The organism is Streptomyces sp. NPDC002309 (assembly GCF_053593375.1).
Genome location: NZ_JBSFCI010000004.1, coordinates 1 through 20,608 on the forward strand (window position 1 = coordinate 1; position 20,608 = coordinate 20,608).

Here is a 20,608-nt window from a genome sequence, read left to right on the forward strand (position 1 = left end):
ACATATCTGGCGTTGACTTTTGGCACGCTGTTGAGTTCTCAAGGAACGGACGCTTCCTTTGTACTCACCCGAGAATCTCTCTCGCGGCTTTCCTCTGGGCGCTTCCCTTCGGTGTTCCAAACTCTATCAGGGTTTTTCCGTCTCTCTGACCACCGTTCTGCGGGCATGCAGAAGGAGATCCGAGTCTGGATCTGACAAGTTGGGTGCCGCCGGGCCACGACGCTTGTTTGCGTCAGCCAGCCTCAAGCAGGAGCACGATTCTACAGGGGGCCGCGGAGCGCGCGCAAATCCATTAGGCTGGTGGTCTAGACCTCTATTGGGAGGTCTCCGGCGTACCGGGACTTCCCATGACATACCCTGCTCAGCAATGGGCCGTCCGGGACAGGCTGTGACGGCTCATATTTGAATCTCCGCCCCTGGGAGGCTCCTCATGACCACTGTTACCTCTCCGCTCGCCGGACGCGCCATCGGACTTGCCGCAGTGCCGGACCCGGTCTTCTCGGGAGCCATGGTCGGCCCGGGTACCGCCATCGACCCCGTGCGTGAGCCTTCCGAGGCCGTCGCACCCGTGGACGGAGTAGTCGTCTCCCTCCACCCGCACGCCTTCGTCGTCGTGGACGCGGAGGGACACGGCGTGCTGACCCACCTCGGCATCGACACCGTGCAGCTCAACGGTGAGGGATTCGAGCTCCTCGTGAACAAGGGCGACACCGTGACCCGCGGTCAGGGCGTCGTGCGCTGGGACCCGAGCGCGGTCGAGGCCGCCGGCAAGTCGCCGGTCTGCCCGATCGTGGCTCTGGAGGCCACGGCTGATGTTCTCTCCGAGCTCCGCGAGGACGGCGACGTGAAGTCGGGGGACACCCTCTTCGTCTGGAAGTGACGTCATCGCCGTCTGATGACGGTATGCAGGACAACCACCGCGGCGGCGGGGTCCGCCGCACTATCGGAGACGGGTGAGATGGAGACAACGCTGCGAGGCGTCGGCGTGAGCCACGGGGTGGCGATCGGCGAGGTCCGGCATATGGGAACGGCGGTGCTCGAACCGCCCGCCAAGCAGATCCCGGCCGAGGAGGCGGAGCGCGAACAGGGGCGCGCCCGGCAGGCCGTGGAGGCGGTGGCGGCCGACCTGATAGCGCGGGGCAATCTGGCGGGCGGCGAGGCCCAGGCCGTGCTCGAGGCGCAGGCCATGATGGCCCAGGACCCGGAGCTGATGGCGGACGTGGACCGGCGGATCGCCGTCGGCAGCACCGCGGAGCGCGCGGTGTACGACGCGTTCGCGTCGTACCGGGACCTGCTCGCCGGTGCCGGTGAGTACCTCGCCGGACGCGTGGCGGACCTCGATGACGTGCGGAACCGTATCGTCGCGCGTCTGCTCGGAGTGCCGATGCCGGGTGTGCCGGACAGCGACGAGCCCTATGTGCTGGTCGCGCGCGACCTCGCGCCCGCGGACACGGCGCTGCTGGACCCCACGCTCGTCCTCGGTTTCGTGACCGAGGAGGGCGGGCCGACCAGCCACAGCGCGATCCTTGCCCGGGCACTCGGCGTGCCGGCCGTGGTGGCACTGCCGGGCGCGGGTGAGCTGGCCGAAGGCACGATGATCGCCGTGGACGGCAGCACCGGCGAGATCTTCGTGAACCCCAGCGACGAGAAGAAGGCCCAACTGGAGGCCTCGGCCGCCCAGCGCAGGGCCGCGCTGGCCGCGTCGACCGGACCCGGTGCCACCTCCGACGGGCACAAGGTGCCGCTGCTGGCCAACATCGGCGGCCCCGCGGACATCCCTGCCGCGGTGGAGGCGGGCGCCGAGGGCGTGGGTCTGTTCCGGACCGAGTTCCTCTTCCTCGACGACAGCAAGCAGGCGCCTTCCGAGGACAAGCAGGTCGAGGCATACCGGCAGGTCCTCGAAGCGTTCCCCGAAGGCCGTGTCGTGGTGCGCGTGCTGGACGCCGGTGCCGACAAGCCGCTGGACTTCCTGACGCCTTCCGACGAGCCGAACCCGGCCCTGGGCGTGCGCGGCCTGCGGACGCTGCTCGATCACCCCGAGGTGCTGCGCACCCAGCTGACCGCGCTGGCGAAGGCCGCGGAAGGGCTGCCCGTCCATCTGGAGGTAATGGCCCCGATGGTGGCGGACCGCACGGACGCCAAGGCGTTCGCGGACGCGTGCCGTGAAGCCGGGCTGCGGGCCAAGTTCGGCGCGATGGTGGAGATTCCGTCGGCGGCGCTCCGGGCGCGTTCCATCCTCCAGGAGGTCGAGTTCCTGTCCCTGGGCACCAACGACCTGGCTCAGTACACGTTCGCCGCCGACCGGCAGGTGGGCGCGGTGTCCCGGCTGCAGGACCCGTGGCAGCCGGCGCTGCTGGACCTGGTCGCGCTGTCCGCCGAGTCGGCGCGGGCCGAGGGCAAGAGCTGTGGTGTCTGCGGTGAGGCCGCGTCCGATCCGCTGCTCGCCTGTGTGCTGACCGGTCTGGGTGTCACCTCCCTCTCCATGGGTGCGGCGTCGATTCCCTATGTCCGGGCGAGCCTGGCGAAGTACACGCTGGCGCAGTGCGAGCGTGCCGCGGCTGCCGCGCGTGCGGCCGACACCGCCGAAGAGGCCCGTGGCGCGGCTCAGGCCGTGCTGTCCGGCGAGTAGGCCTGCCGGGCCGACGAAGGTCTCTTGTCCGGGGCGCTCCATCTGACGGTGGAGCGCCCCTTCCGTCTCCGGGGGCTCTTTCAGTGGCGGTGTTCCGCGGCCGTCCCCTCCTCTCCTTCCTCTTCCTCGCCGCCGCGATCCGCGGCCCGCGCCTCCTGGCCCAGGTCCGGCGGGACGCCGTAGTCGACCCCGGATTCCGGCGAGATCAGGTCGCCCGAGTCCACGTCGGTGCAGTAGGCGTCGAAGACCTCGCCGGCTGTCAGGGGTTCGAGGCCGCCCCCGCGCAGGCGCCAGCCGTAGACGCGGTCCGGGGTGGCTGGGGCTGTGGTCCGCATGACCAGTCCGCCGGCGTTGCGGGTGGCGATGCCCAGGGCCAGAACTGTGGTGAACTCGAGCGCTTCGGCTTCGTCGAGCTGTGTGGTTCCGTCGGTGGCGCGGTCCGCGTGGAGGACGGCGACGAGGGTTTCCGGGGTGCCGGTGACGCTGCAGACGATGTGCCGGTCCCCGGGTGGTGCCGTGTCGAGAACGCGGACGAGGAGTTTCGAGGCGCGGGCGAAGGCCGTGTGCCCGATGTCCTCGCCGCAGGTCGCGCACGCGCCGACGCGGGCCAGCAGTGTCGAGGCGTATTCCCAGGTCGCCTGACGTACCGCTTCGCTCACGAGGACCGGGACGAGGTCGGCGAGTTTCTGGCCCTCGTACGTGACGGTGGCGCCGGTGGCCGCCAGTTCGGCGGTGAAGCGTGCGCGGCTCGACGGGAGATCGGGGTCGATGCCTCCGCCCTCGCAGAAGTCCGCGTACTCCTGCGGGTCGAAGAGGGCGACGGTGGTGTGGCCGCCGTCGGCGGCACGTGTCCTGAGCAGGGCTTCCATCTGCCGCAGATAGGTCTCGTGGTCGTCGAACGTGAAGCTGCGGTAGCGCCGCATCGCGTGGAAGTCGTGCTCGTCCGTGAGCAGGCCGATCGTGCCGGCGATTTCGCGGTGCAGGACGCGTCGCGTGGTCGTGCGGTCGGTGTGCGCCATTGTTTCCCCCTGTGCACGCGGTCGATCAATGCTCACTCACAGTAACCGACTGCACTGACAATGAGGGGAGGGCAGCTCGTCCGCGAGGAGAAACCGCAGGTCACGTCCACATTGGCGAGCAGCGGCCTCGGGCTTCCGCATTCCGGCGGTGTGTCCGAGGCCGGTTTCGGGGCCGCTCGTACCTGGGCCGTCAGCGTCGTTCGCGGGCGAGGTCCTCGTAGAAGTGGAGCAGGTCGAGGTTGTCGATGGAGCCGGGGTTGACCGCCTTTTCCAGGGGGGTGCCCTGGAGGAGCCGCTTGACCGGGACCTCGATGCGCTTTCCGGTCAGCGTGTGCGGGACTCCGGGCACCTCGATGATCTCATCGGGAACATGGCGTGGTGAGAGCTGTTCACGGATGGTCTGTCTGATCCGGTTGAGCAGGGCGTCGTCGAGGACGGCTCCCGGCGCCAGGTGGACGAACAGCGGCATCCAGTAGCCCCCGTCCCGCTGTTCGACGCCGATGACGAGGGACTCCCTGATCTCGGGCAGGCGCTCCACCGCTTCGTAGATGTCGGCGGAGCCCATCCGTACGCCCTGCCTGTTGAGCGTGGAGTCGGACCGGCCGTGGATGACCACGGAGCCCCGTGATGTCACGGTGATCCAGTCGCCGTGGCGCCAGACCCCGGGGTAGGTGTCGAAGTAGCTGTCGCGGTAGCGGCTGCCGTCAGGGTCGTTCCAGAAGTGGATCGGCATGGACGGCATCGGGTTGGTGACCACGAGCTCGCCGACCTCGTCCGTCATGGGTTTGCCGCTGGGGTCCCAGGACTGCAGGTCGGTGCCCAGCCCGGGGGCCTGAAGTTCACCGATGTACACGGGCAGGGTCGGCACGGCTCCCGCGAAGCAGGAGCACACGTCGGTACCACCGCTGACCGAGGCGATCCACAGGTCGTCGCGGACCTCGTCGTGCAACCAGCGGAAGCCGTCGGGCGGCAGCGGCGAGCCGGTGGTGGCCACGCACTGCACGCGCGAGAGGTCGTAGTCCCGGCCCGGGTGAATCTCCGCCTTGCGGCAGGCCATGACGTACGCGGCGGAGGTCCCGTAGAGGGTGGCTCCCGTGCGTTCGGCGATGCGCCATTGGGCACCGGTGTCGGGATAGCCGGGACTGCCGTCGTACAGGACGACCGTGGTGCCCGTCAGAAGGCCGGAGACGAGGAAGTTCCACATCATCCAGCCGGTGGACGTGTACCAGAAGAAGCGGTCCTCGGGACCCAGGTCGCAGTGCAGACCGATCTGCTTGAGGTGTTCGACGAGGATGCCTCCCTGGGACTGGACGATGGCCTTGGGCAGGCCGGTCGTGCCGGAGGAGTACAGCACCCACAGGGGGTGGCCGAACGGCACCTGCGCGAACTCGGGCTCAGTGTCCGCGCCCGTCAGGGCCGGCCACTCCAGGGCGCCTTCGGGAGCCGCCGTGCCGAGGAGGGGGATGTGCACGACCGCGCGCAGGGTGGGCAGTTCGCGGCGCAGTTCGGCCACGGTGTCGCGGCGGTCGTGCTCCTTGCCGCCGTATCGGTAGCCGTCGACGGTGAACAGGACGACGGGTTCCACCTGCTGGAAGCGGTCGAGGACGCTGCGGGCGCCGAAGTCGGGGGCGCACGATGTCCAGATGCCGCCCACGGCGGCGGTCGCCAGGAAGGCGACGACGGCCTCGGGGATGTTCGGGAGGTAGCCGCTGACCCGGTCTCCGGGGCGTACGCCGAGGGCACGCAGTTCCGCGGCCAGGGAGCCGACCTGGCGGCGGAGTTCGGCCCAGCTCACCGGCCGTGGTTCCTGGGTCTCGTCTACGCACAGGAGGGCCGGTTCGTCCGGGCGGTTCGCGGCCGCGCGCAGGGCGTGTTCGGCGTAGTTCAGTGTCGCGCCGGGAAACCACTGCGCGCCGGGCATCGTCCGTTCCCCCAGCACGCGCGCGTAGGGCGTCGAGAACCGCACGTCGAACCACTCCGTGACGGCTTTCCAGAACGTCTCCAGCTCATCGACGGACCAGCGGTGCAGAGCGGGGTAGCCGCCCTCGCTCGGGGCGCCGTGGTGTGCGGCGGCCCATGTCTGGAACTTCGTGATCTGTGCCTGGGCGATGCGTTCCGGATCGGGCTGCCAGAGCGGCTGCGGGTTCACGATCGACATGGGCGACTCCCGGACTGTGCGCGTCGTGTGCGTCGCTCGCGCACGTGCGGGGGTGTGCGCGTGACACGGCTGACACGGACGATGCCATGTGATCGACTTCTACACCAGGGTGCCGCCCACATAGTCCGTGTCGTGAAGATGTGGCCCTGGCACGGGTGAACGGCAGTTGAACGACACTCGCGAATGCGCCGGTCAGTGGCAGGGTGAGCAGCATGGACGGTCGTGACCTGGTGCATTCTGTGAAGGCGGTCGGTTTCGTGGGGGCGGCTCAGGGATTGCGTACCGTGCGTGCGGCGTGGCGCAGGCGCCGTGCGGACGCCGTCGGCCTTCCCGCGCGCGGTGCCGAACGCGCGCGGGTGCCCGGGCAGGTGCAGGAGGCGACACCCGGCCCTGGGGGTGGCGTCCTGCGGTTCAGCCGTTCCGAGCTGCGGATCACCGTCGCGGTGAACGGGGCCGTCTTCTGGGGCTGGGACGGCGCGGCGCCCGAGCCGTCGTACGCCCTCGCGAGCCACTGTCCGGAGCCCGATCCCCGGGCGGCGCTGGAGCCCGACAAGGACGGCGGCTGGCGGGTCGTGGCGGAGCGCGTCACGGTCGTGGTGTCACGCAACGGGGCCGTGGAGGTGCGCACCCCCGGCGGTGTGACACTGCGCCGTGATCTGCCGCCGCGGTGGTGGGAGCCGGCGGAGGGCGGCCAGGCACGCTGGATGCAGCGCTCCGAAGTGTCGGCGGACGCGCGCTTCTTCGGACTGGGCGGACGTTCCGCGGGTCCCCGGCTGCGGGACGGCGCCTACCGGCTGTGGAACACCGACCCGGGGCGGGCGTTCTCGCCCGGTGACGATCCGCTGTACATCACAATGCCGGTGCAGCTGGTGGTGGCCGACGCGGGCACTCATCTGGTGTTCCACGACACCTCGTGGGACGGCACGGCCACGCTGCGGGAGGGGGAGGAGGGGGCGGGCTCAGGGCACGACCGGCCGGGGACGTGCGAGATGCGCATGGACGGCGGTCCGCTGCGGTGCTGGGTGATCGTGGGGACCCCCGCGCGCGTGCTGCTCGCCTGGGCCTCGCTCACCGGCGCGCCCGCGCTGCCGCCGGCCTGGGCTCTCGGTCACCATCACGCGCGGTGGGGCTTCGGCAGTGCCCGGGAGGTACGGCGGATCGTTGCGGGGTACCGGGAGCACGGGCTGCCGCTGGACGCGGTGCACCTGGACATCGACCACTACGACGCCCATCAGGTGTTCACCGTCGACCAGGAACGGTTCCCCGAGCTGCCGGCGCTCGCCGAGGAGCTGCGGCGGGACGGGATCCGGCTGGTGTCCATCGTCGACCCGGCGGTGAAGGCCGAGCCGGGCAACGAGGTCTACGACAGCGGGACGGTCCACGACGCCTTCGTGCGCGACGCGTCGGAGCAACCGGTGCGCGGTGTGGTGTGGCCCGGGGAGGTGATGTATCCCGACTTCACGCACGCGCGCGTGCGCAAGTGGTGGGGTGGCCTCTACGAGGAGCGGCTGGCGCAGGGGTTCTCGGGGTTCTGGCACGACATGAACGAGCCGACGTCGTTCGCCGCGTTCGGGGAGCCGACGCTGCCGCGTTCGGCGCGGCACGACCTGGAGGGGCGGGGCGGCGACCATCGCGAGGCGCACAACGTGTACGCCCTGTGCATGGCCGCGGCGGGCTACCAGGGGCTGCGCGAGCTGGTGCCGCAGGAGCGGCCGTTCCTGTTCTCCCGGTCCGGCTGGGTCGGCATGCAGCGCTACGGGGGCACCTGGTCCGGCGACGTGGCCACCGGCTGGCCGGGGCTGCGGGCGTCGCTGTCGCTCGTCATGGGGCTGGGTCTGTGCGGGGTGCCGTACTCGGGGCCGGATGTGGGCGGTTTCGACGGGAGTCCGTCGCCGGAGCTGTATCTGCGCTGGTTCCAGCTCGGCGCGTATCTGCCGCTGTTCCGCACACACGCGAGCATGCGGGCGGGGCGCAGGGAGCCGTGGGAGTTCGGTGCCGAGGTGCTGGCGCACGCGCGCGTGGCGCTGCTCGAACGCCGGCGGCTGCTGCCGTACTTCCTGACGCTGGCGCATCTGGCCCGCCGCACCGGTGCGCCCTATGTGCGGCCGCTGTGGTGGGGTTCGCCCGAGGACCGGGCGCTACGGGACCGCGAGGACGCCTTTCTGCTCGGCGACTGTCTGCTGGTGGCGCCCGTGCTCGACCCGGGCACGGACCGGCGGGCGGTGCAGCTGCCGCGGGGCCGCTGGTACGACACGGCCACGGAGCAGGCGTACGAGGGCCCTGCGCAGGTTCTGGTCGATGCGCCGTTGTCGCGGATTCCCGTGCTGGCGCGCGCGGGTGCCGTGATCCCCACGCGGGGCGCCGATGGCGGGCTGGAGCTGGAGGTGTGGGCTCCCGCCCGGGGCCGGTCCGGGTCCGGGCTGGTGGTGCCGGATACCGGGGACGGCTGGGAGGAACCCGGGATCGAGCGCTATCACGCGCGTTGGGAGGACTCGCGGGTGGTCGTCGAGCGTGAGGGGAGGGGCGGCGAGGAGCCGCCCCACCCGGTGCGGGTACGCGGGCTCGGCCGGCGCTGACTCAGACGTACCGGCCCTCGAACCATGCCTTCACGACGAGCGTGTGCAGCGAGAAGGCGAGTTCCTCGGGCCTGCGCAGGAGGTGCCAGCCGGCCGTCTCGTCCGTGGCTGCCGACTCGGGCAGGCGGTCGGCGGGGCGTTCCGGCAGGACACCGAACAGCAGCAGGTGGCCGTCGGGAGAGGTCATCGCGTCGATGAGCCGGGCGTCGCGGCTCGCCGCCTCGATGCCGGTCTCCTCCCGGAGTTCGCGGACCAGGGCCTGCCGCCAGTCCTCTCCGTGGTCGATGTAGCCGCCGGGCAGTGCGACGCCCCCGCGCGCGGGGGCGACGGTTCGGGTGATGACGACCAGAGCGGTGCCCTGGGTGTCGTACACCGGCTGGAGCGCGACCGCGACCGGCAGCGGATTGCGGTAGGCGACGGTGGCGCAGGCGGGGCAGGTGCGGGGCCAGCCGGAGACGCCCTCTCCGTAGGGCGAACCGCAACTCGAACAATGTGAGTTCGGCGCGGAGTTGGGGGCGGAGTGTTGAGTTTCGGACACGCGCGGACTGTAGCCGATCTTGCCGGGAGCGTCTCCGGTGGGTCTCCGACCGGGCCCGGTGCGGGTTTTCCTGCCCGGCCGGTCGCGGTCCTTAGCGCTTCCCCGGATGCGGTGACACACTTCTGACACATCATCAGTTCTGGTCGCCGGGAGGGATCTTGTCGCGTTCACGAGCGCCCGTCGTCGCTGGTTGGTTCACCGGAGAGGGGGACGGCTTCCATCTGCTGGGCACGCGCTGTTCCGCGTGCGCCGCCGTCTTCTTCCCCCGCGAGGACGCGCACTGCCGCAACCCCGGATGTGCCGGTGGCGACCTGGAGGAAGTGCCGCTGTCGCGGCGGGGGCGCGTCTGGTCGTACACGGACAGCCGGTACCGGCCTCCGTCACCCTATGTGACCGATCCGGAACTTCCTTGGGAGCCGTACGCGTTGATCGCTGTGGAGCTGGAGTCCGAGCGGATGGTGGTGCTGGGGCAGGCGGTCCCCGGGGTCACCGTCGCCGATCTGGCGGTGGGCATGGAGGTGGAGGTCGTTCCCGGCGTGCTGCACGAGGACGCGGAGACGACCTGGACGACCTGGCACTGGCGGCCGACGGAGGTGGAAGCATGACGGGGGATGTCGCGGTGCTGGGGGCAGGCATGCACCCATGGGGCAAGTGGGGACGGAGTTTCGTCGAGTACGGCGTGGCGGCGGCGCGCGCCGCGCTCGCCGAGGCCGGCCTCGAGTGGCGGCAGGTGGGTTCCGTCGTCGGCGCCGACACCGTGCGGGGCGGCTACCCCGGGTACGTGGCCGGGGCGACCTTCGCCAAGGCCCTGGGCTGGCAGGGCGCGCGGGTCACGAGCGTGTACGCCGCGTGCGCGTCAGGGGCGCAGGCCATCAGCACCGCGCGGGCGCAGATCCTGTCGGGCCTGGCCGACGTGGTCCTCGTCGTGGGCGCGGACGCCGCTCCCAAGGGCTTCTTCCGGCCGGCGGGGGGTGACCGGCCGGACGATCCGGACTGGCTGCGGTTCCGGGTGCTCGGGGCGACCAATCCGACGTACTTCGGGCTGTACGCGCGGCGGCGGATGGCGGTCCACGGAGACACCCTGGAGGACTTCGCCCAGGTCAAGGTGAAGAACGCGGCGCTCGGCGCGCTGAACGCGAACGCGCGCTACCGCAAGCGGGTCACCGCGCGGGAGGTCGCTGTCTCGCCGGTGGTCGCGGACCCTCTGCGGCTGCTCGACATCTGCGCGACATCGGACGGAGGAGCGGCCCTGGTGCTGTCCGGCATGGAGTTCGCGCGTCGGCACGGGGTGGCGGAGCCGGTGCGGATCCGGGCGGTGTCCACCGTGTCTCCCCGCTACCCCGGTTCCGTCCTGGACCTGCCGGACATCGCTACGGATTCCGCGGTGGCCGCCATGCCCGCCGGCGAGACGTTCCGTGCGTCCATCACCCGCGCCGCCTACGAGGAGGCGGGAGTCGGGCCCGAGGACCTGTCCCTCGCCGAGGTGTACGACCTGTCCACGGCACTGGAGCTGCAGTGGTACGAGGATCTCGGCCTGTGCGGGGAGGGGGAGGGCGCCAAACTGCTGCGCGACGGGGCGACAGGGCCCGGCGGTCGCATACCCGTGAACCTGAGCGGTGGGCTGGCGTCCTTCGGGGAGGCGGTTCCGGCGCAGGCGATCGCCCAGGTGTGCGAGGTGGTGTGGCAGCTGCGAGGGCGGGCCGGTGATCGGCAGGCGACCGGGGCGAGAGTGGGGATCACTGCCAACCAGGGGCTGTTCGGACATGGATCGGCGGTGATCGCGGTGCGGTGAGGAGCGAGGCGTTCCGCTCGTGTGCGACAGCTCAGACGTGCGCACACGTGTGGCGCTCCACGACGTACGTGCGCGAGGGGCGCCCCACGACGTGCGTACTCGCGGGACGCTGCACGAGGTGCGCGCACCAGGGCGCGCGCTGCGGTCTCGACGTCACCCGCGCACCACCGGTGACGCCTCGTCACACGGCTCTCGTGCAGGCGATCCGTACGCTGTGTGATCACCCCGGAATGGTGCGTGAACGTCTCATGAACTGGGCCTCAGCGCACCCGAGGGGCGCCATCATGCTCCCGTGGGCTCCTGGTCGCACACACTCCGCTTCGCGTTCCAACCGGTGGTCAACCTGTCCACCGGCGGGGTCGCGGCGCTGGAGATCCTGGCCCGTCCGGAAGCCGGGGACATCCTGGCCGAGGCACGCCGGGATCCCGAACTCGACGGGCGGCTGACCGTGCTGGCGATCCGCGCGGCGGTTCGCAAGGAGTCGCTGCTGCCGTTGCACGTCAACGTGTTCGCCGGAACACTCGCCGACCTCGGTGGGCTCACCTCTCTGCACGCCGCCGTGTGCGGGGCGGGCCGTATGCCGTGGGAGGTGACGATCGACGTCTGTCCGCCGTACACGCACGTACCGCAGCAGGCGCTGCTGGAGGCGGTGGCGGCGCTGCGGCAACAGGGGTTCCGGATCAGCGCCGACGGTGTCGGGGACGGTGACCTGCCCCTGCGGCTGCTGACGGACCTCGAGCCCGACCTGGTGAAGCTCGACACGTCGCTGCTCGCCCGGCCCGCCGCGGTGCGCGCGATGCGGACGCTGTGCGACGAGTCGGGGGCACTGCTGTGCGTGGAGGGCGTGGAGACTGAAGCACAGTTCATGGCAGCGTTGTCGGCCGGAGCGCAACTGGCTCAGGGAGAGTTGTTCGCCCCGCCGGCCAGGCTGCCGGCGGCTGAGGTGTACGTCCCGTCCCGCTCCCCCGACGTGGAGGCGCCGTCGCCGTCGGGGCCGCTGGTGCGGGAGTTCGTGCGGCCGGCCGCGCTGCTGCCGGCGCACGTGTCCGCGGCTCAGGTGCGGGCGCTGCTGACCGGGTCACCGGATGTGTCCGGGGTGCTGCTCGTGGACCGGAACGGGGTGCCGGTGCGGTCCCTGCACCGCTCACGCTTCCTGCTCTCCCTGTCGGGCCGCTACGGGCACGCCCTGTATGCCGACCGGCCCGCGGCCAAACTGGGCGATCCGCCGCGCACGGTGGGGATCGACACCACCGCGTGGGAGGTGCTGGAGGTCGTCGCGGACGGAGAGCGCGACCGTACGTCGGAGGATGTGGCCGTCGTCGACACGTACGGGCGGTGCGTGGGCGTGGTGCGGCTGGCGGACCTCGTGCGGGCACTGGCCGAGACGCGTGTCGAGGAAGCGGCCGGGCTCAATCCGCTGACGCGGCTGCCCGGGTCGGACGCGATCACCGGTGAGGTGGACCGGCGGATCGCGGGCGGCAGTCCGTTCGCGCTGAGTTGGCTGGATGTCGACCACTTCAAGCAGGTCAACGATGTCGCGGGCTTCGCGGCCGGCGACGACCTGATCCGGTCGGTCGGTCGTGCGCTGCAGGTGGCGGCCTCCGGCAACGCGCGCGTGGGGCACATCGGCGGGGACGACTTCCTGCTGCTCGCGGAACCGGAAGGGCTCGATCCGATCGCCGCGTCGGTCCTGGACGTGCCCTGGTCGGCCTCCGGACTGCCGGTGACCCTGTCCCTGGCCACCGTGCTGTGCCCGCCGGGGAGCGTCATCGACCACCGGGAGGCGGCGGCCTCCCTGGCGCCCCTGAAACAGGCCGCGAAGGCGCTCAGGGGGGCGAGTTGGGTGTTCGGGCAGGCAGGTCTGCCCGGGCACGAGATCCTGCGCGGCGGGGCCCCGACACCGAGCGGGGCCGGGTGTGCCCTGGGGGAGCCCGGGAGGTACTGAGCGAGGGCCGTGAGCCGCTGTGGGCGCGGCCAGGAGCGCCCGGTGCCGCAGTCGTGGGGTCACAGCGCGTCCGGTGCTCGGAGGGCGCTTCCTGGTGCCCTTCTGGGGGCGCGCCTTCGCGCGGAAGAGCGGGCCGGTGTCGGGAACAGGTGCCGTCGCCGACCCTTGACGCCCCCTGAGCACCGGTGAACACTTCGGGTTGGCAGCCGACATCACCGTACATTCTCGGCGCATTCCGGCGCTGCGCCGTACGGGCTCGTGGGCCGGGGCCCACTCCCCTGGTCGGGCCGGCTGCGACAGCACGCCCGTCACGGACGCCGGCGGGGCCCGGGAACTGTCCGGCTCCGGCTGTTCTGCTCGGCAGCAACGCGAAGCACCCTGCACGGAGGATCGGGCCGCGCACCTAGGAGCCGCCATGAACAGCGGAGACGTCTTCGTCGACACGTTCATCAGAGCGGCGGCGGTCCCATGCTTCCGCGACGCCGGGGCGGCCGTCACCCCTGGTGGCCGTCCGAGCGCACTCCCGCGGGTCGCCATCCCATCGACCCCGCACAGGACCCCCTCCGACCGGCGCCACGCGTGGATCCGGGCCGTCGGGCCACTCGTGGCAGTGGCGCCCGCCGGCCTCATCCACACCACAGGTCTCTGAACCGAGCCCAAGGGGTAAGCCATGACGAACACCGCCGACAGGTACGTGGCCGCGATCGACCAGGGCACGACATCGAGCCGTTGCATGGTCTTCGACCACAGCGGCGCGATCGTCGCCGTGGATCAGCGTGAGCACCGCCAGATCTTCCCCAAACCGGGCTGGGTCGAGCACGACGCGACCGAGATCTGGTCGAAGGTGCAGGCGGTGGTCGCCGGAGCGATCGCCAAGGCCGGACTACGGCCCGACCAGCTCAGCGCGCTCGGCATCACCAACCAGCGCGAGACGACGGTGCTCTGGGACCGCGCCACGGGCAAGCCCGTGCACAACGCCATCGTGTGGCAGGACACCCGCACCGCGGCGCTCTGCGACCAACTGGGCGGCTCGGACGGTCAGGACCGGTTCCGCGAGCAGACGGGGCTGCCACTGGCCAGCTACTTCTCCGGGCCCAAGGTGACCTGGCTGCTCGACAACGTGCCCGGTCTGCGGGCCCGCGCGGAGCAGGGCGAGATCGCCTTCGGCACGATCGACTCCTGGCTGATCTGGAACCTCACCGGCGGCACCGACGGCGGTCGGCACGTCACCGACGTCACCAACGCCGGGCGCACCATGCTGATGAACCTGGAGACCCTCCAATGGGACCCCTCCATCCTCGCCGCGATGAACGTGCCCGAGTCCGTGCTGCCCGAGATCAGGTCCTCGGCCGAGGTCTACGGGACGGCCGTGGGTCAGCTGTCGGGCGTACCCGTGGCGTCCGCGCTGGGCGACCAGCAGGCAGCCGTCTTCGGACAGGCGTGCTACGACGTGGGGTCGGCGAAGAACACCTACGGCACGGGCAGCTTCCTCCTGCTCAACACGGGGAGCAGGCCGGTGCCGTCCAAGAACGGGCTGCTGACGACGGTAGGCTACAAGATCGGCGGCGAGGCTCCGGTGTACTGCCTGGAGGGGTCCATCGCGATAACGGGCGCGCTCGTGCAGTGGTTCCGCGATCAGCTCGGCGTCATCCGTACCGCCGACGAGATCGAGACACTGGCGGCGAGTGTCGACGACAACGGCGGCGCCTACATCGTGCCCGCGTTCTCGGGCCTGTTCGCGCCCTACTGGCGCTCCGACGCGCGCGGGGTCGTCGCCGGGCTGACCCGGTACGTCACCAAGGGACATCTCGCGCGTGCCGTGCTGGAGGCGACGAGCTGGCAGACGCGTGAGGTCGTCGACGCGATGTACCAGGACTCGGGCGTGCACATCAGCGCCCTGAAGGTGGACGGGGGCATGACGAAGAACAACCTCCTGATGCAGCACCAGGCCGACGTCCTGGACGTGCCCGTGATCCGGCCCAGGGTGTCCGAGACGACCGCCCTGGGCGCCGCCTACGCGGCTGGACTCGCCACCGGCGTGTGGAACGACCTCGACGAACTCGCGGCGCACTGGCAGAAGGACGCGGAGTGGACGCCGTCGATGGAGGCGTCCGAGCGGGACCGCGAGTACCGCAACTGGCGCAGGGCGGTCGAGAAGACGCTCGGGTGGGTGGCGGACGACGAGCGCTAGTAGGGCTTGGTCAGGTTCGCATGGGGGTGGGTATGTCTCGGTGGCAGGTAGGGCAGGCGCCGGTCCAGGTGGCGAGGAGTGCCTGCAGTTCGCGGACGATCTGGTAGAGACTCAGTCCTGCGTCGGGTCTTTTGGGTCTCGTGCCAGTCGTTGCAGGGTGCAAAAGGCGTGGGCGGCGGAGACAAGGGTGACGTGGTGGTGCCATCCGCCCCAGGTACGGCCTTCGAAGTGAGCCAGTCCCAGGGCCTGTTTCATCTCGCGGTAGTCGTGTTCGATGCGCCAGCGCAGCTTGGCCAGCTGCACCAAAGTGGCCAGCGGCATCCCGGAGGGCAGGTTCGACAGCCAGAACTGCACTGGTTCGGGTTCGGTGGGGGGCCACTCGGCCAGCAGCCAGCGTTCGGGCAGCTCAGGACCATCGTTGGCCTGGCGGACCCCGCGTCCGGCTGGGCGGATGCGCAGGGCCACGAACCGCGAGCGCATGCGTTTGAAACCGCTGACCGACTTGCCGGGCCGGGAGCCTTCCCGCCAGGACACCGGCCTTGCGGCCGCCCGCCCAGCCGCGATGACCAGGTCCTTCACGGTCTGCGCAGGCTCGGGATACTGCATTCTCGGTGGCCGGCCGGTGCCCGCGTAGGCGGGTTGGACGGGCCGGGCGTCGGCCGGATGAGCGGTGTGACGGGAGGAGATGCCCACCGCATAGGGCAGCTTGCGTTCCTCCAGGCCTTGACGGAAGGCGGCGGCATCGCCATAGCCGGCGTCCGCGACGACCAGGGGAACGTCGATTCCCCACGACCGGGTCTCGTCGATCATGTCCAGGGCCAGCTGCCACTTCTCCACATGCCCCACTCCCGCGGGCATGCCGCAGCGGGTGCGGCGGGCGACCTTGTCCGGGTCCGCCTCGGGGGCTGCCGGGTCCCAGGACGCGGGCAGGAACAGCCGCCAGTTCACCACGGCTGAGGCATGATCGCGGGCCAGATGCAGCGACACCCCGACCTGGCATTTGGTGACCTTGCCCGCGGTGCCGGTGTACTGCCTCGACACGCACGCCGACGCGTCCCCGTCCTTCAAGAAGCCGGTGTCATCCACGATCAACGCCTCCGCCCCGATCGCGTCCTGCATCCTCCAGGCCAGCCTGGCCCGCACATGCGCCGGATCCCACGGGCTGGAGGTGATGAAGTGCGCCAGCGCCTGCCGGTTGCCGTCCTCACCGAGGCGGGCCGCCATCGGCTCCACCGACTTGCGCCGCCCGTCCAGCAGCAGCCCGCGCACATACGCCTGTCCCCACCGCCGCTGATCCGCACGGAAGAACCCGTCGAACAACTCCGCCGCAAACGCATCCAGGTCCTCCCGGACCGAGGCCATCTCCTCAGGTGTCACACCACTCCAACGACGCTCGTAGAGCAGTAGACACGCCCGCACACCTGAAGATGACCAAGCCCTACTAGGCACACGCGCGCGTGGCGTCCTCACGTCCATGAACCGCGGCCCGTAGCCCGGTCGGCGGGGGTGCGGGCCGTGCGCGCCCGTCAGGTCGTCACGGCCTGGCGGCGGTCCGCCGCCTGCGCCATCGCGTGCTGGACGACGCCTATGAGCACCTCCTTGACCGACTCCCGGTCGCGCGCGTCGCACAGCACCAGGGGCACGCCTTCGTCGAGGTCGAGGGCTTGACGCACCTCATCCGCCGGGTAACGGGCCGCGTCCTCGAAGCAGTTGACCCCGACGACGAACGGAATGGATCGCCGCTCGAAGTAGTCGACGGCGGCGAAGCAGTCCTCCAGACGGCGGGTGTCGGCGAGCACGACGGCGCCGAGCGCGCCTTCGGTGAGCTCGTCCCACATGAACCAGAACCGCTCCTGGCCGGGTGTGCCGAACAGGTAGAGCACGAGATCCTCGCGCAGCGTGATGCGGCCGAAGTCCATGGCCACCGTCGTGGTGTGCTTGCCCTCCACGCCGCTGGTGTCGTCGACCGGGCGGCCGGCCTCGGTGAGCAGTTCCTCGGTGCGCAGCGGCCTGATCTCACTGACCGCGCCGACGAGGGTCGTCTTGCCCACCCCGAAGCCGCCGGCCACCAGGATCTTGAGCGTGACCGGCTCGACCGGGGGCTTGCCGCGCTCAGTTCGCCCGAAGATCATCGATCTCTTCTCCTGCTTGCTGGGGGTCGGGGGGCGGTGGGCCGTAGCCTCCGCCACCAGGGGTTTCGATAACGAGCACGTCGCCGGGGTCGACGTCCGTCGTGTCGCTTCCGCCGAGTGCGGTGATCGTTCCGTCCGCGCGCTCGACGCGGTTCGCGCCGAGTGCCCCGGGCTCGCCGCCCGCCATGCCGTACGGGGGAACCCTGCGGTGCTGGGAGAGCGTGGAGACTGTCATCGGCTCGCGGAACCGGAGTCTGCGGACCGCTCCGTCCCCGCCACGCCACCGCCCCGCGCCGCCGCTGCCGGGACGGACGGCGAACTCCTCCAACTCGACCGGAAGGCGCCACTCCAGGACCTCGGGGTCGGTGAGCCGGGAGTTGGTCATATGGGTCTGGACGACGCTCGCGCCGGGGAAGCCGTCGCCCGCGCCGGAGCCGGAGGCGACCGTCTCGTAGTACTGGTGGCGTTCGTTGCCGAAGGTGACGTTGTTCATCGTTCCGGAGCCCTCCGCCTGCACACCGAGCGCGGCGTAGAGGGCGCCGGTGACGGCCTGGGAGGTCTCCACGTTGCCGGCGACCACGGCGGCGGGCGGTTCGGGCGCCAGGAGCGAGCCGGACGGCACGATGATGCGGATCGGGCGCAGGCAGCCGTCGTTCAGGGGGATGTCGTCGGCGACCAGCGTGCGGAAGACGTACAGGACTGCGGCGTTGACCACCGAGTAGGGGGCGTTGAAGTTGCTGGCCAGCTGTGGTGACGTACCGGTGAAGTCGACCGTGGCGGAACGGTCGTCGCGGTCCACGCGCACGCGTACGTGGATGACGGCGCCCGAGTCGGTCTCATAGGCGTACTCGCCGTCGTCGAGGGCGTCGATGACGCGGCGCACCGCTTCCTCGGCGTTGTCCTGGACGTGCCTCATGTACGCCTGGACCACGTCGAGGCCGAAGTCCTCCATCATGCGGGTGACTTCCTCGACACCCTTGTGGTTCGCGGCGATCTGGGCGCGCAGGTCGGCGAGGTTGGTTCCGGGGTTGCGCGAGGGGTGGAGCGCCTCGGTGAGCAGGTGCCGCGTCTCCTCCTCGCGGAAGCGGCCGTTCTCGGCGAGCAGCCAGTTGTCGAAGAGGACGCCTTCCTCCTCGATGGTGCGGCTGTTCGCGGGCATGGAGCCCGGGGCGATGCCGCCGATCTCCGCGTGATGGCCGCGGGAGGCGACGTAGAAGAGGATCCGGTCACCCTCCGTGTCCGCCGGTGCGCGGGTGTCGAAGACCGGCGTGATCACGGTGACGTCGGGGAGGTGGGTCCCGCCGTGGTACGGGTCGTTGACGGCGTAGGTGTCCCCGGGCCGCATGCCGGTGGCCCTGCGACGGATGACCTCCTGGACGCTGGTGCCCATCGAACCCAGGTGAACGGGGATGTGGGGGGCGTTGGCCACCAGGTTTCCGTCCGGGTCGAACAGGGCGCAGGAGAAGTCGAGGCGTTCCTTGATGTTGACGGACTGGGCCGTGGATTCGAGCCTGGCGCCCATCTGCTCGGCGATGGACATGAAGAGGTTGTTGAAAACCTCGAGAAGAACAGGGTCGACTTCTGTGCCCAAGTCGGAACTCTGCGTGACCGTCGCGCGTTCCATGACCAGATGCCCGTCGTCGGTCGCAGCGGCCCGCCAGCCGTCGTCGACGACGGTCGTCGCACCGGCCTCGGTCACGATCGCGGGTCCGGTGACGGTGTCGCCCGGGGGGAGTTCCTCGCGGCGGTGGAGGGGTACGTCGCGCCAGGCGCCGCCGCTGTGGAGGCGGACGGTGCGGGGGGCGGCGGGGCCGTTCGTGCGAGCGGCGTCGTAGGGGGCGAGAGCGGAGAGATCGGGGGGTTCGGTGATGCCGGTGGCTTCGACGGAGAGGGCTTCGACCACGACCGGGCGGTCGAGGGTGAAGGAGTACGTGGCGCGATGACGTTCCTCGAAGGCGTGCTTCATGGTGCCGGGGTCGGCGAGCTCGACGGTGAGGGCCGTGTCGCTGCCGTCGTAGCGGAGCTGGGCGCGGCGGGTGACCGCGATGCGGTCCTCGGGGACGTCCTCGGCGAGGAGTTCGGCGCGGGCCGCGGCCTCCAGGTCGTCCGCCGTGCTGGTGACGCCGGGCATGGAGGCGTCCTCCAGGGGTGCTTCGACGGACTGCTCCCGCATGGCGGTGGTGTCGGCGAGGCCCATACCGAGGGCGGACAGCACACCGGCCATGGGTGGCACGAGGACGGTTCGGATGCCGAGCAGGTCGGCCACCCCGCACGCGTGCTGCCCGCCGGCGCCGCCGAACGTGGTCAGGGCGTAGCGGGTGACGTCGTGGCCCTTCTGGACGGAGATCCGCTTGACGGCGTTGGCGATGTTGGCGACGGCGATGTGCAGGTAACCCTCGGCGACCTCTTCGGGGGTGCGGTCGTCGCCGGTCCGCTCGCGGATGTCGTGCGCGAGGCGGGCGAAGCGTTCGCGGACGAGGGAGGCGTCGAGGGGCAGGTCGCCGTCGGGGCCGAACACATGAGGGAAGTGGTCGGGCGGAACACGGCCGAGCATGACGTTGGCGTCGGTGACGGTGAGGGGGCCGCCGGCGCGGTAGCAGGCGGGGCCCGGGTCCGCGCCCGCCGAGTCCGGCCCTACGCGGTAGCGGGAGCCGTCGAAGTGGAGGATCGAGCCGCCCCCGGCCGCGACGGTGTGGATGTCCAGCATGGGCGCGCGCAGCCGGACACCGGCGATCTGCGTGGTGAAGACCCTCTCGTACGAGCCCGCGAAGTGGGACACGTCGGTGGAGGTGCCACCCATGTCGAAGCCGATGACACGGTCGAAGCCGGCCAGTCGCGACATGCGGGCCATGCCGACGATGCCGCCGGCGGGCCCGGACAGGATCGCGTCCTTGCCGCGGAACTGCCCGGCTTCGGCGAGCCCTCCGTTGGACTGCATGAACATCAGCCGCACACCTTCGAGGTCGTCGGCGACATGCCGCACGTAGCGGCGCAGCACGGGCGACAGGTAGGCGTCGACGACGGCGGTGTCCCCGCGTGGGACGAGCTTCATCAGCGGGCTCACCTCGCTGGACAGCGAGATCTGCTGGAAGCCGGTGCGGGCGGCCAGTTCCCCGACGGCCTGCTCGTGGGCGGGGTGCAGGTGGCTGTGCATACAGACCACGGCGACGGCACGGATGCCGTCTTCGTAGGCCTGGCGGAGCGGCCCCGCGAGGGCTTCCAGGTCGGGGGCGGTGCGGACGGTGCCGTCGGGGGCGATCCGTTCGTCGACCTCGACGACCCGCTCGTAGAGCAGTTCGGGGAGGTCGATGCGGCGGGCGAAGATCAGGGGGCGGTTCTGGTAGGCGATGCGCAGGGCGTCGCGGAATCCGCGGGTGATGACGAGCAGGGTGCGTTCGCCCTTGCGTTCCAGGAGCGCGTTGGTGGCGACCGTCGTGCCCATGCGTACGGCTTCGACGGGGTCCCCCGAGCCGGACAGCAGCTCGCGTACGCCCGCGACGGCCGCGTCGGAGTAGCGTGCCGGATTGTCGGACAGCAGCTTGTGCATCAGCAGCCGTCCGTCCGGGCGCCGGGCGACGATGTCGGTGAAGGTGCCGCCCCGGTCGACCCAGAACTGCCAGCCTGTCAC

At 70.9% G+C, this 20,608-nt stretch carries 14 protein-coding genes; 8 read left to right on the forward strand and 6 right to left on the reverse strand.

Annotated features, from left to right (window positions below):
• The 3 genes from ACWCPM_RS04555 to ptsP form a co-directional block, all read left to right on the forward strand.
• A partial coding sequence (locus tag ACWCPM_RS04555) for a hypothetical protein (protein WP_450974655.1) occupies nt 1-195 on the forward strand: 195 nt, incomplete at its 5' end.
• A gap of 235 nt (nt 196-430) precedes the next feature.
• Entirely contained in the window at nt 431-880 is a 450-nt protein-coding gene (locus ACWCPM_RS04560) for a PTS sugar transporter subunit IIA (protein ID WP_450974656.1), read from the forward strand.
• A 78-nt stretch (nt 881-958) separates the two neighbouring features.
• Nucleotides 959-2,629 (forward strand): phosphoenolpyruvate--protein phosphotransferase, encoded by a 1,671-nt coding sequence (gene ptsP, locus ACWCPM_RS04565; RefSeq protein WP_450974657.1) that lies wholly within the window; start codon nt 959-961, stop codon nt 2,627-2,629.
• An 80-nt stretch (nt 2,630-2,709) separates the two neighbouring features.
• On the opposite strand, the gene ACWCPM_RS04570 is transcribed toward ptsP, so the two are convergent.
• A complete protein-coding gene (locus ACWCPM_RS04570) occupies nt 2,710-3,648 on the reverse strand; it encodes a hypothetical protein (RefSeq protein ID WP_450974658.1) in 939 nt (312 codons plus the stop codon).
• 190 nt (nt 3,649-3,838) lie between these two features.
• Entirely contained in the window at nt 3,839-5,806 is a 1,968-nt protein-coding gene (locus ACWCPM_RS04575) for an acetoacetate--CoA ligase (RefSeq protein ID WP_450974659.1), read from the reverse strand.
• A gap of 212 nt (nt 5,807-6,018) precedes the next feature.
• Here ACWCPM_RS04575 and ACWCPM_RS04580 point away from each other — a divergent pair, with 212 nt between their 5' ends.
• Nucleotides 6,019-8,382 carry a glycoside hydrolase family 31 protein gene (locus tag ACWCPM_RS04580; RefSeq protein ID WP_450974660.1) on the forward strand — a complete coding sequence of 788 codons (2,364 nt, stop codon included), beginning with the start codon at nt 6,019-6,021 and terminating at the stop codon, nt 8,380-8,382.
• Nucleotide 8,383: 1 nt separating this feature from the next.
• On the opposite strand, the gene ACWCPM_RS04585 is transcribed toward ACWCPM_RS04580, so the two are convergent.
• Nucleotides 8,384-8,920, reverse strand: coding sequence for an NUDIX domain-containing protein (locus ACWCPM_RS04585; RefSeq protein WP_450974661.1), 537 nt, complete (start codon nt 8,918-8,920; stop codon nt 8,384-8,386).
• 158 nt (nt 8,921-9,078) lie between these two features.
• Here ACWCPM_RS04585 and ACWCPM_RS04590 point away from each other — a divergent pair, with 158 nt between their 5' ends.
• The 4 genes from ACWCPM_RS04590 to glpK all read left to right on the forward strand — a co-directional run bounded on the left by ACWCPM_RS04590 (nt 9,079) and on the right by glpK (nt 14,848).
• Nucleotides 9,079-9,525 (forward strand): Zn-ribbon domain-containing OB-fold protein, encoded by a 447-nt coding sequence (locus ACWCPM_RS04590; RefSeq protein ID WP_450974662.1) that lies wholly within the window; start codon nt 9,079-9,081, stop codon nt 9,523-9,525.
• Nucleotides 9,522-10,712 (forward strand): lipid-transfer protein, encoded by a 1,191-nt coding sequence (locus ACWCPM_RS04595; RefSeq protein ID WP_450974663.1) that lies wholly within the window; start codon nt 9,522-9,524, stop codon nt 10,710-10,712. Before ACWCPM_RS04590 ends, ACWCPM_RS04595 begins: the two co-directional genes overlap by 4 nt.
• Nucleotides 10,713-11,004: 292 nt before the next feature.
• Nucleotides 11,005-12,657, forward strand: a complete 1,653-nt coding sequence (locus tag ACWCPM_RS04600) for an EAL domain-containing protein (RefSeq protein ID WP_450974664.1) — start codon at nt 11,005-11,007, stop codon at nt 12,655-12,657.
• Between the two features lie 670 nt (nt 12,658-13,327).
• A complete protein-coding gene (glpK, locus tag ACWCPM_RS04605) occupies nt 13,328-14,848 on the forward strand; it encodes a glycerol kinase GlpK (protein WP_450974665.1) in 1,521 nt (506 codons plus the stop codon).
• 111 nt (nt 14,849-14,959) lie between these two features.
• Here the strand turns inward: glpK and ACWCPM_RS04610 are convergent, their stop codons facing one another.
• The 3 genes from ACWCPM_RS04610 to ACWCPM_RS04620 all read right to left on the reverse strand — a co-directional run bounded on the left by ACWCPM_RS04610 (nt 14,960) and on the right by ACWCPM_RS04620 (nt 20,608).
• Nucleotides 14,960-16,225 (reverse strand): IS701 family transposase, encoded by a 1,266-nt coding sequence (locus ACWCPM_RS04610; protein WP_450974915.1) that lies wholly within the window; start codon nt 16,223-16,225, stop codon nt 14,960-14,962.
• Between the two features lie 149 nt (nt 16,226-16,374).
• Entirely contained in the window at nt 16,375-16,980 is a 606-nt protein-coding gene (locus tag ACWCPM_RS04615) for a GTP-binding protein (RefSeq protein ID WP_450974666.1), read from the reverse strand.
• Nucleotides 16,961-20,608: a hydantoinase B/oxoprolinase family protein gene (locus tag ACWCPM_RS04620; protein WP_450974667.1), complete on the reverse strand. Its 3,648-nt coding sequence runs from the start codon at nt 20,606-20,608 to the stop codon at nt 16,961-16,963. Before ACWCPM_RS04620 ends, ACWCPM_RS04615 begins: the two co-directional genes overlap by 20 nt.

Bases quoted from the DNA above. Each gene is read 5' to 3' on its own strand.
- ACWCPM_RS04560 (WP_450974656.1), top strand. From the start codon at position 431: ATGACCACTGTTACCTCTCCGCTCGCCGGACGCGCCATCGGACTTGCC.
- ptsP (WP_450974657.1), top strand. From the start codon at position 959: ATGGAGACAACGCTGCGAGGCGTCGGCGTGAGCCACGGGGTGGCGATC.
- ACWCPM_RS04570 (WP_450974658.1), bottom strand. From the start codon at position 3,648: ATGGCGCACACCGACCGCACGACCACGCGACGCGTCCTGCACCGCGAA.
- ACWCPM_RS04575 (WP_450974659.1), bottom strand. From the start codon at position 5,806: ATGTCGATCGTGAACCCGCAGCCGCTCTGGCAGCCCGATCCGGAACGC.
- ACWCPM_RS04580 (WP_450974660.1), top strand. From the start codon at position 6,019: ATGGACGGTCGTGACCTGGTGCATTCTGTGAAGGCGGTCGGTTTCGTG.
- ACWCPM_RS04595 (WP_450974663.1), top strand. From the start codon at position 9,522: ATGACGGGGGATGTCGCGGTGCTGGGGGCAGGCATGCACCCATGGGGC.
- glpK (WP_450974665.1), top strand. From the start codon at position 13,328: ATGACGAACACCGCCGACAGGTACGTGGCCGCGATCGACCAGGGCACG.
- ACWCPM_RS04615 (WP_450974666.1), bottom strand. From the start codon at position 16,980: ATGATCTTCGGGCGAACTGAGCGCGGCAAGCCCCCGGTCGAGCCGGTC.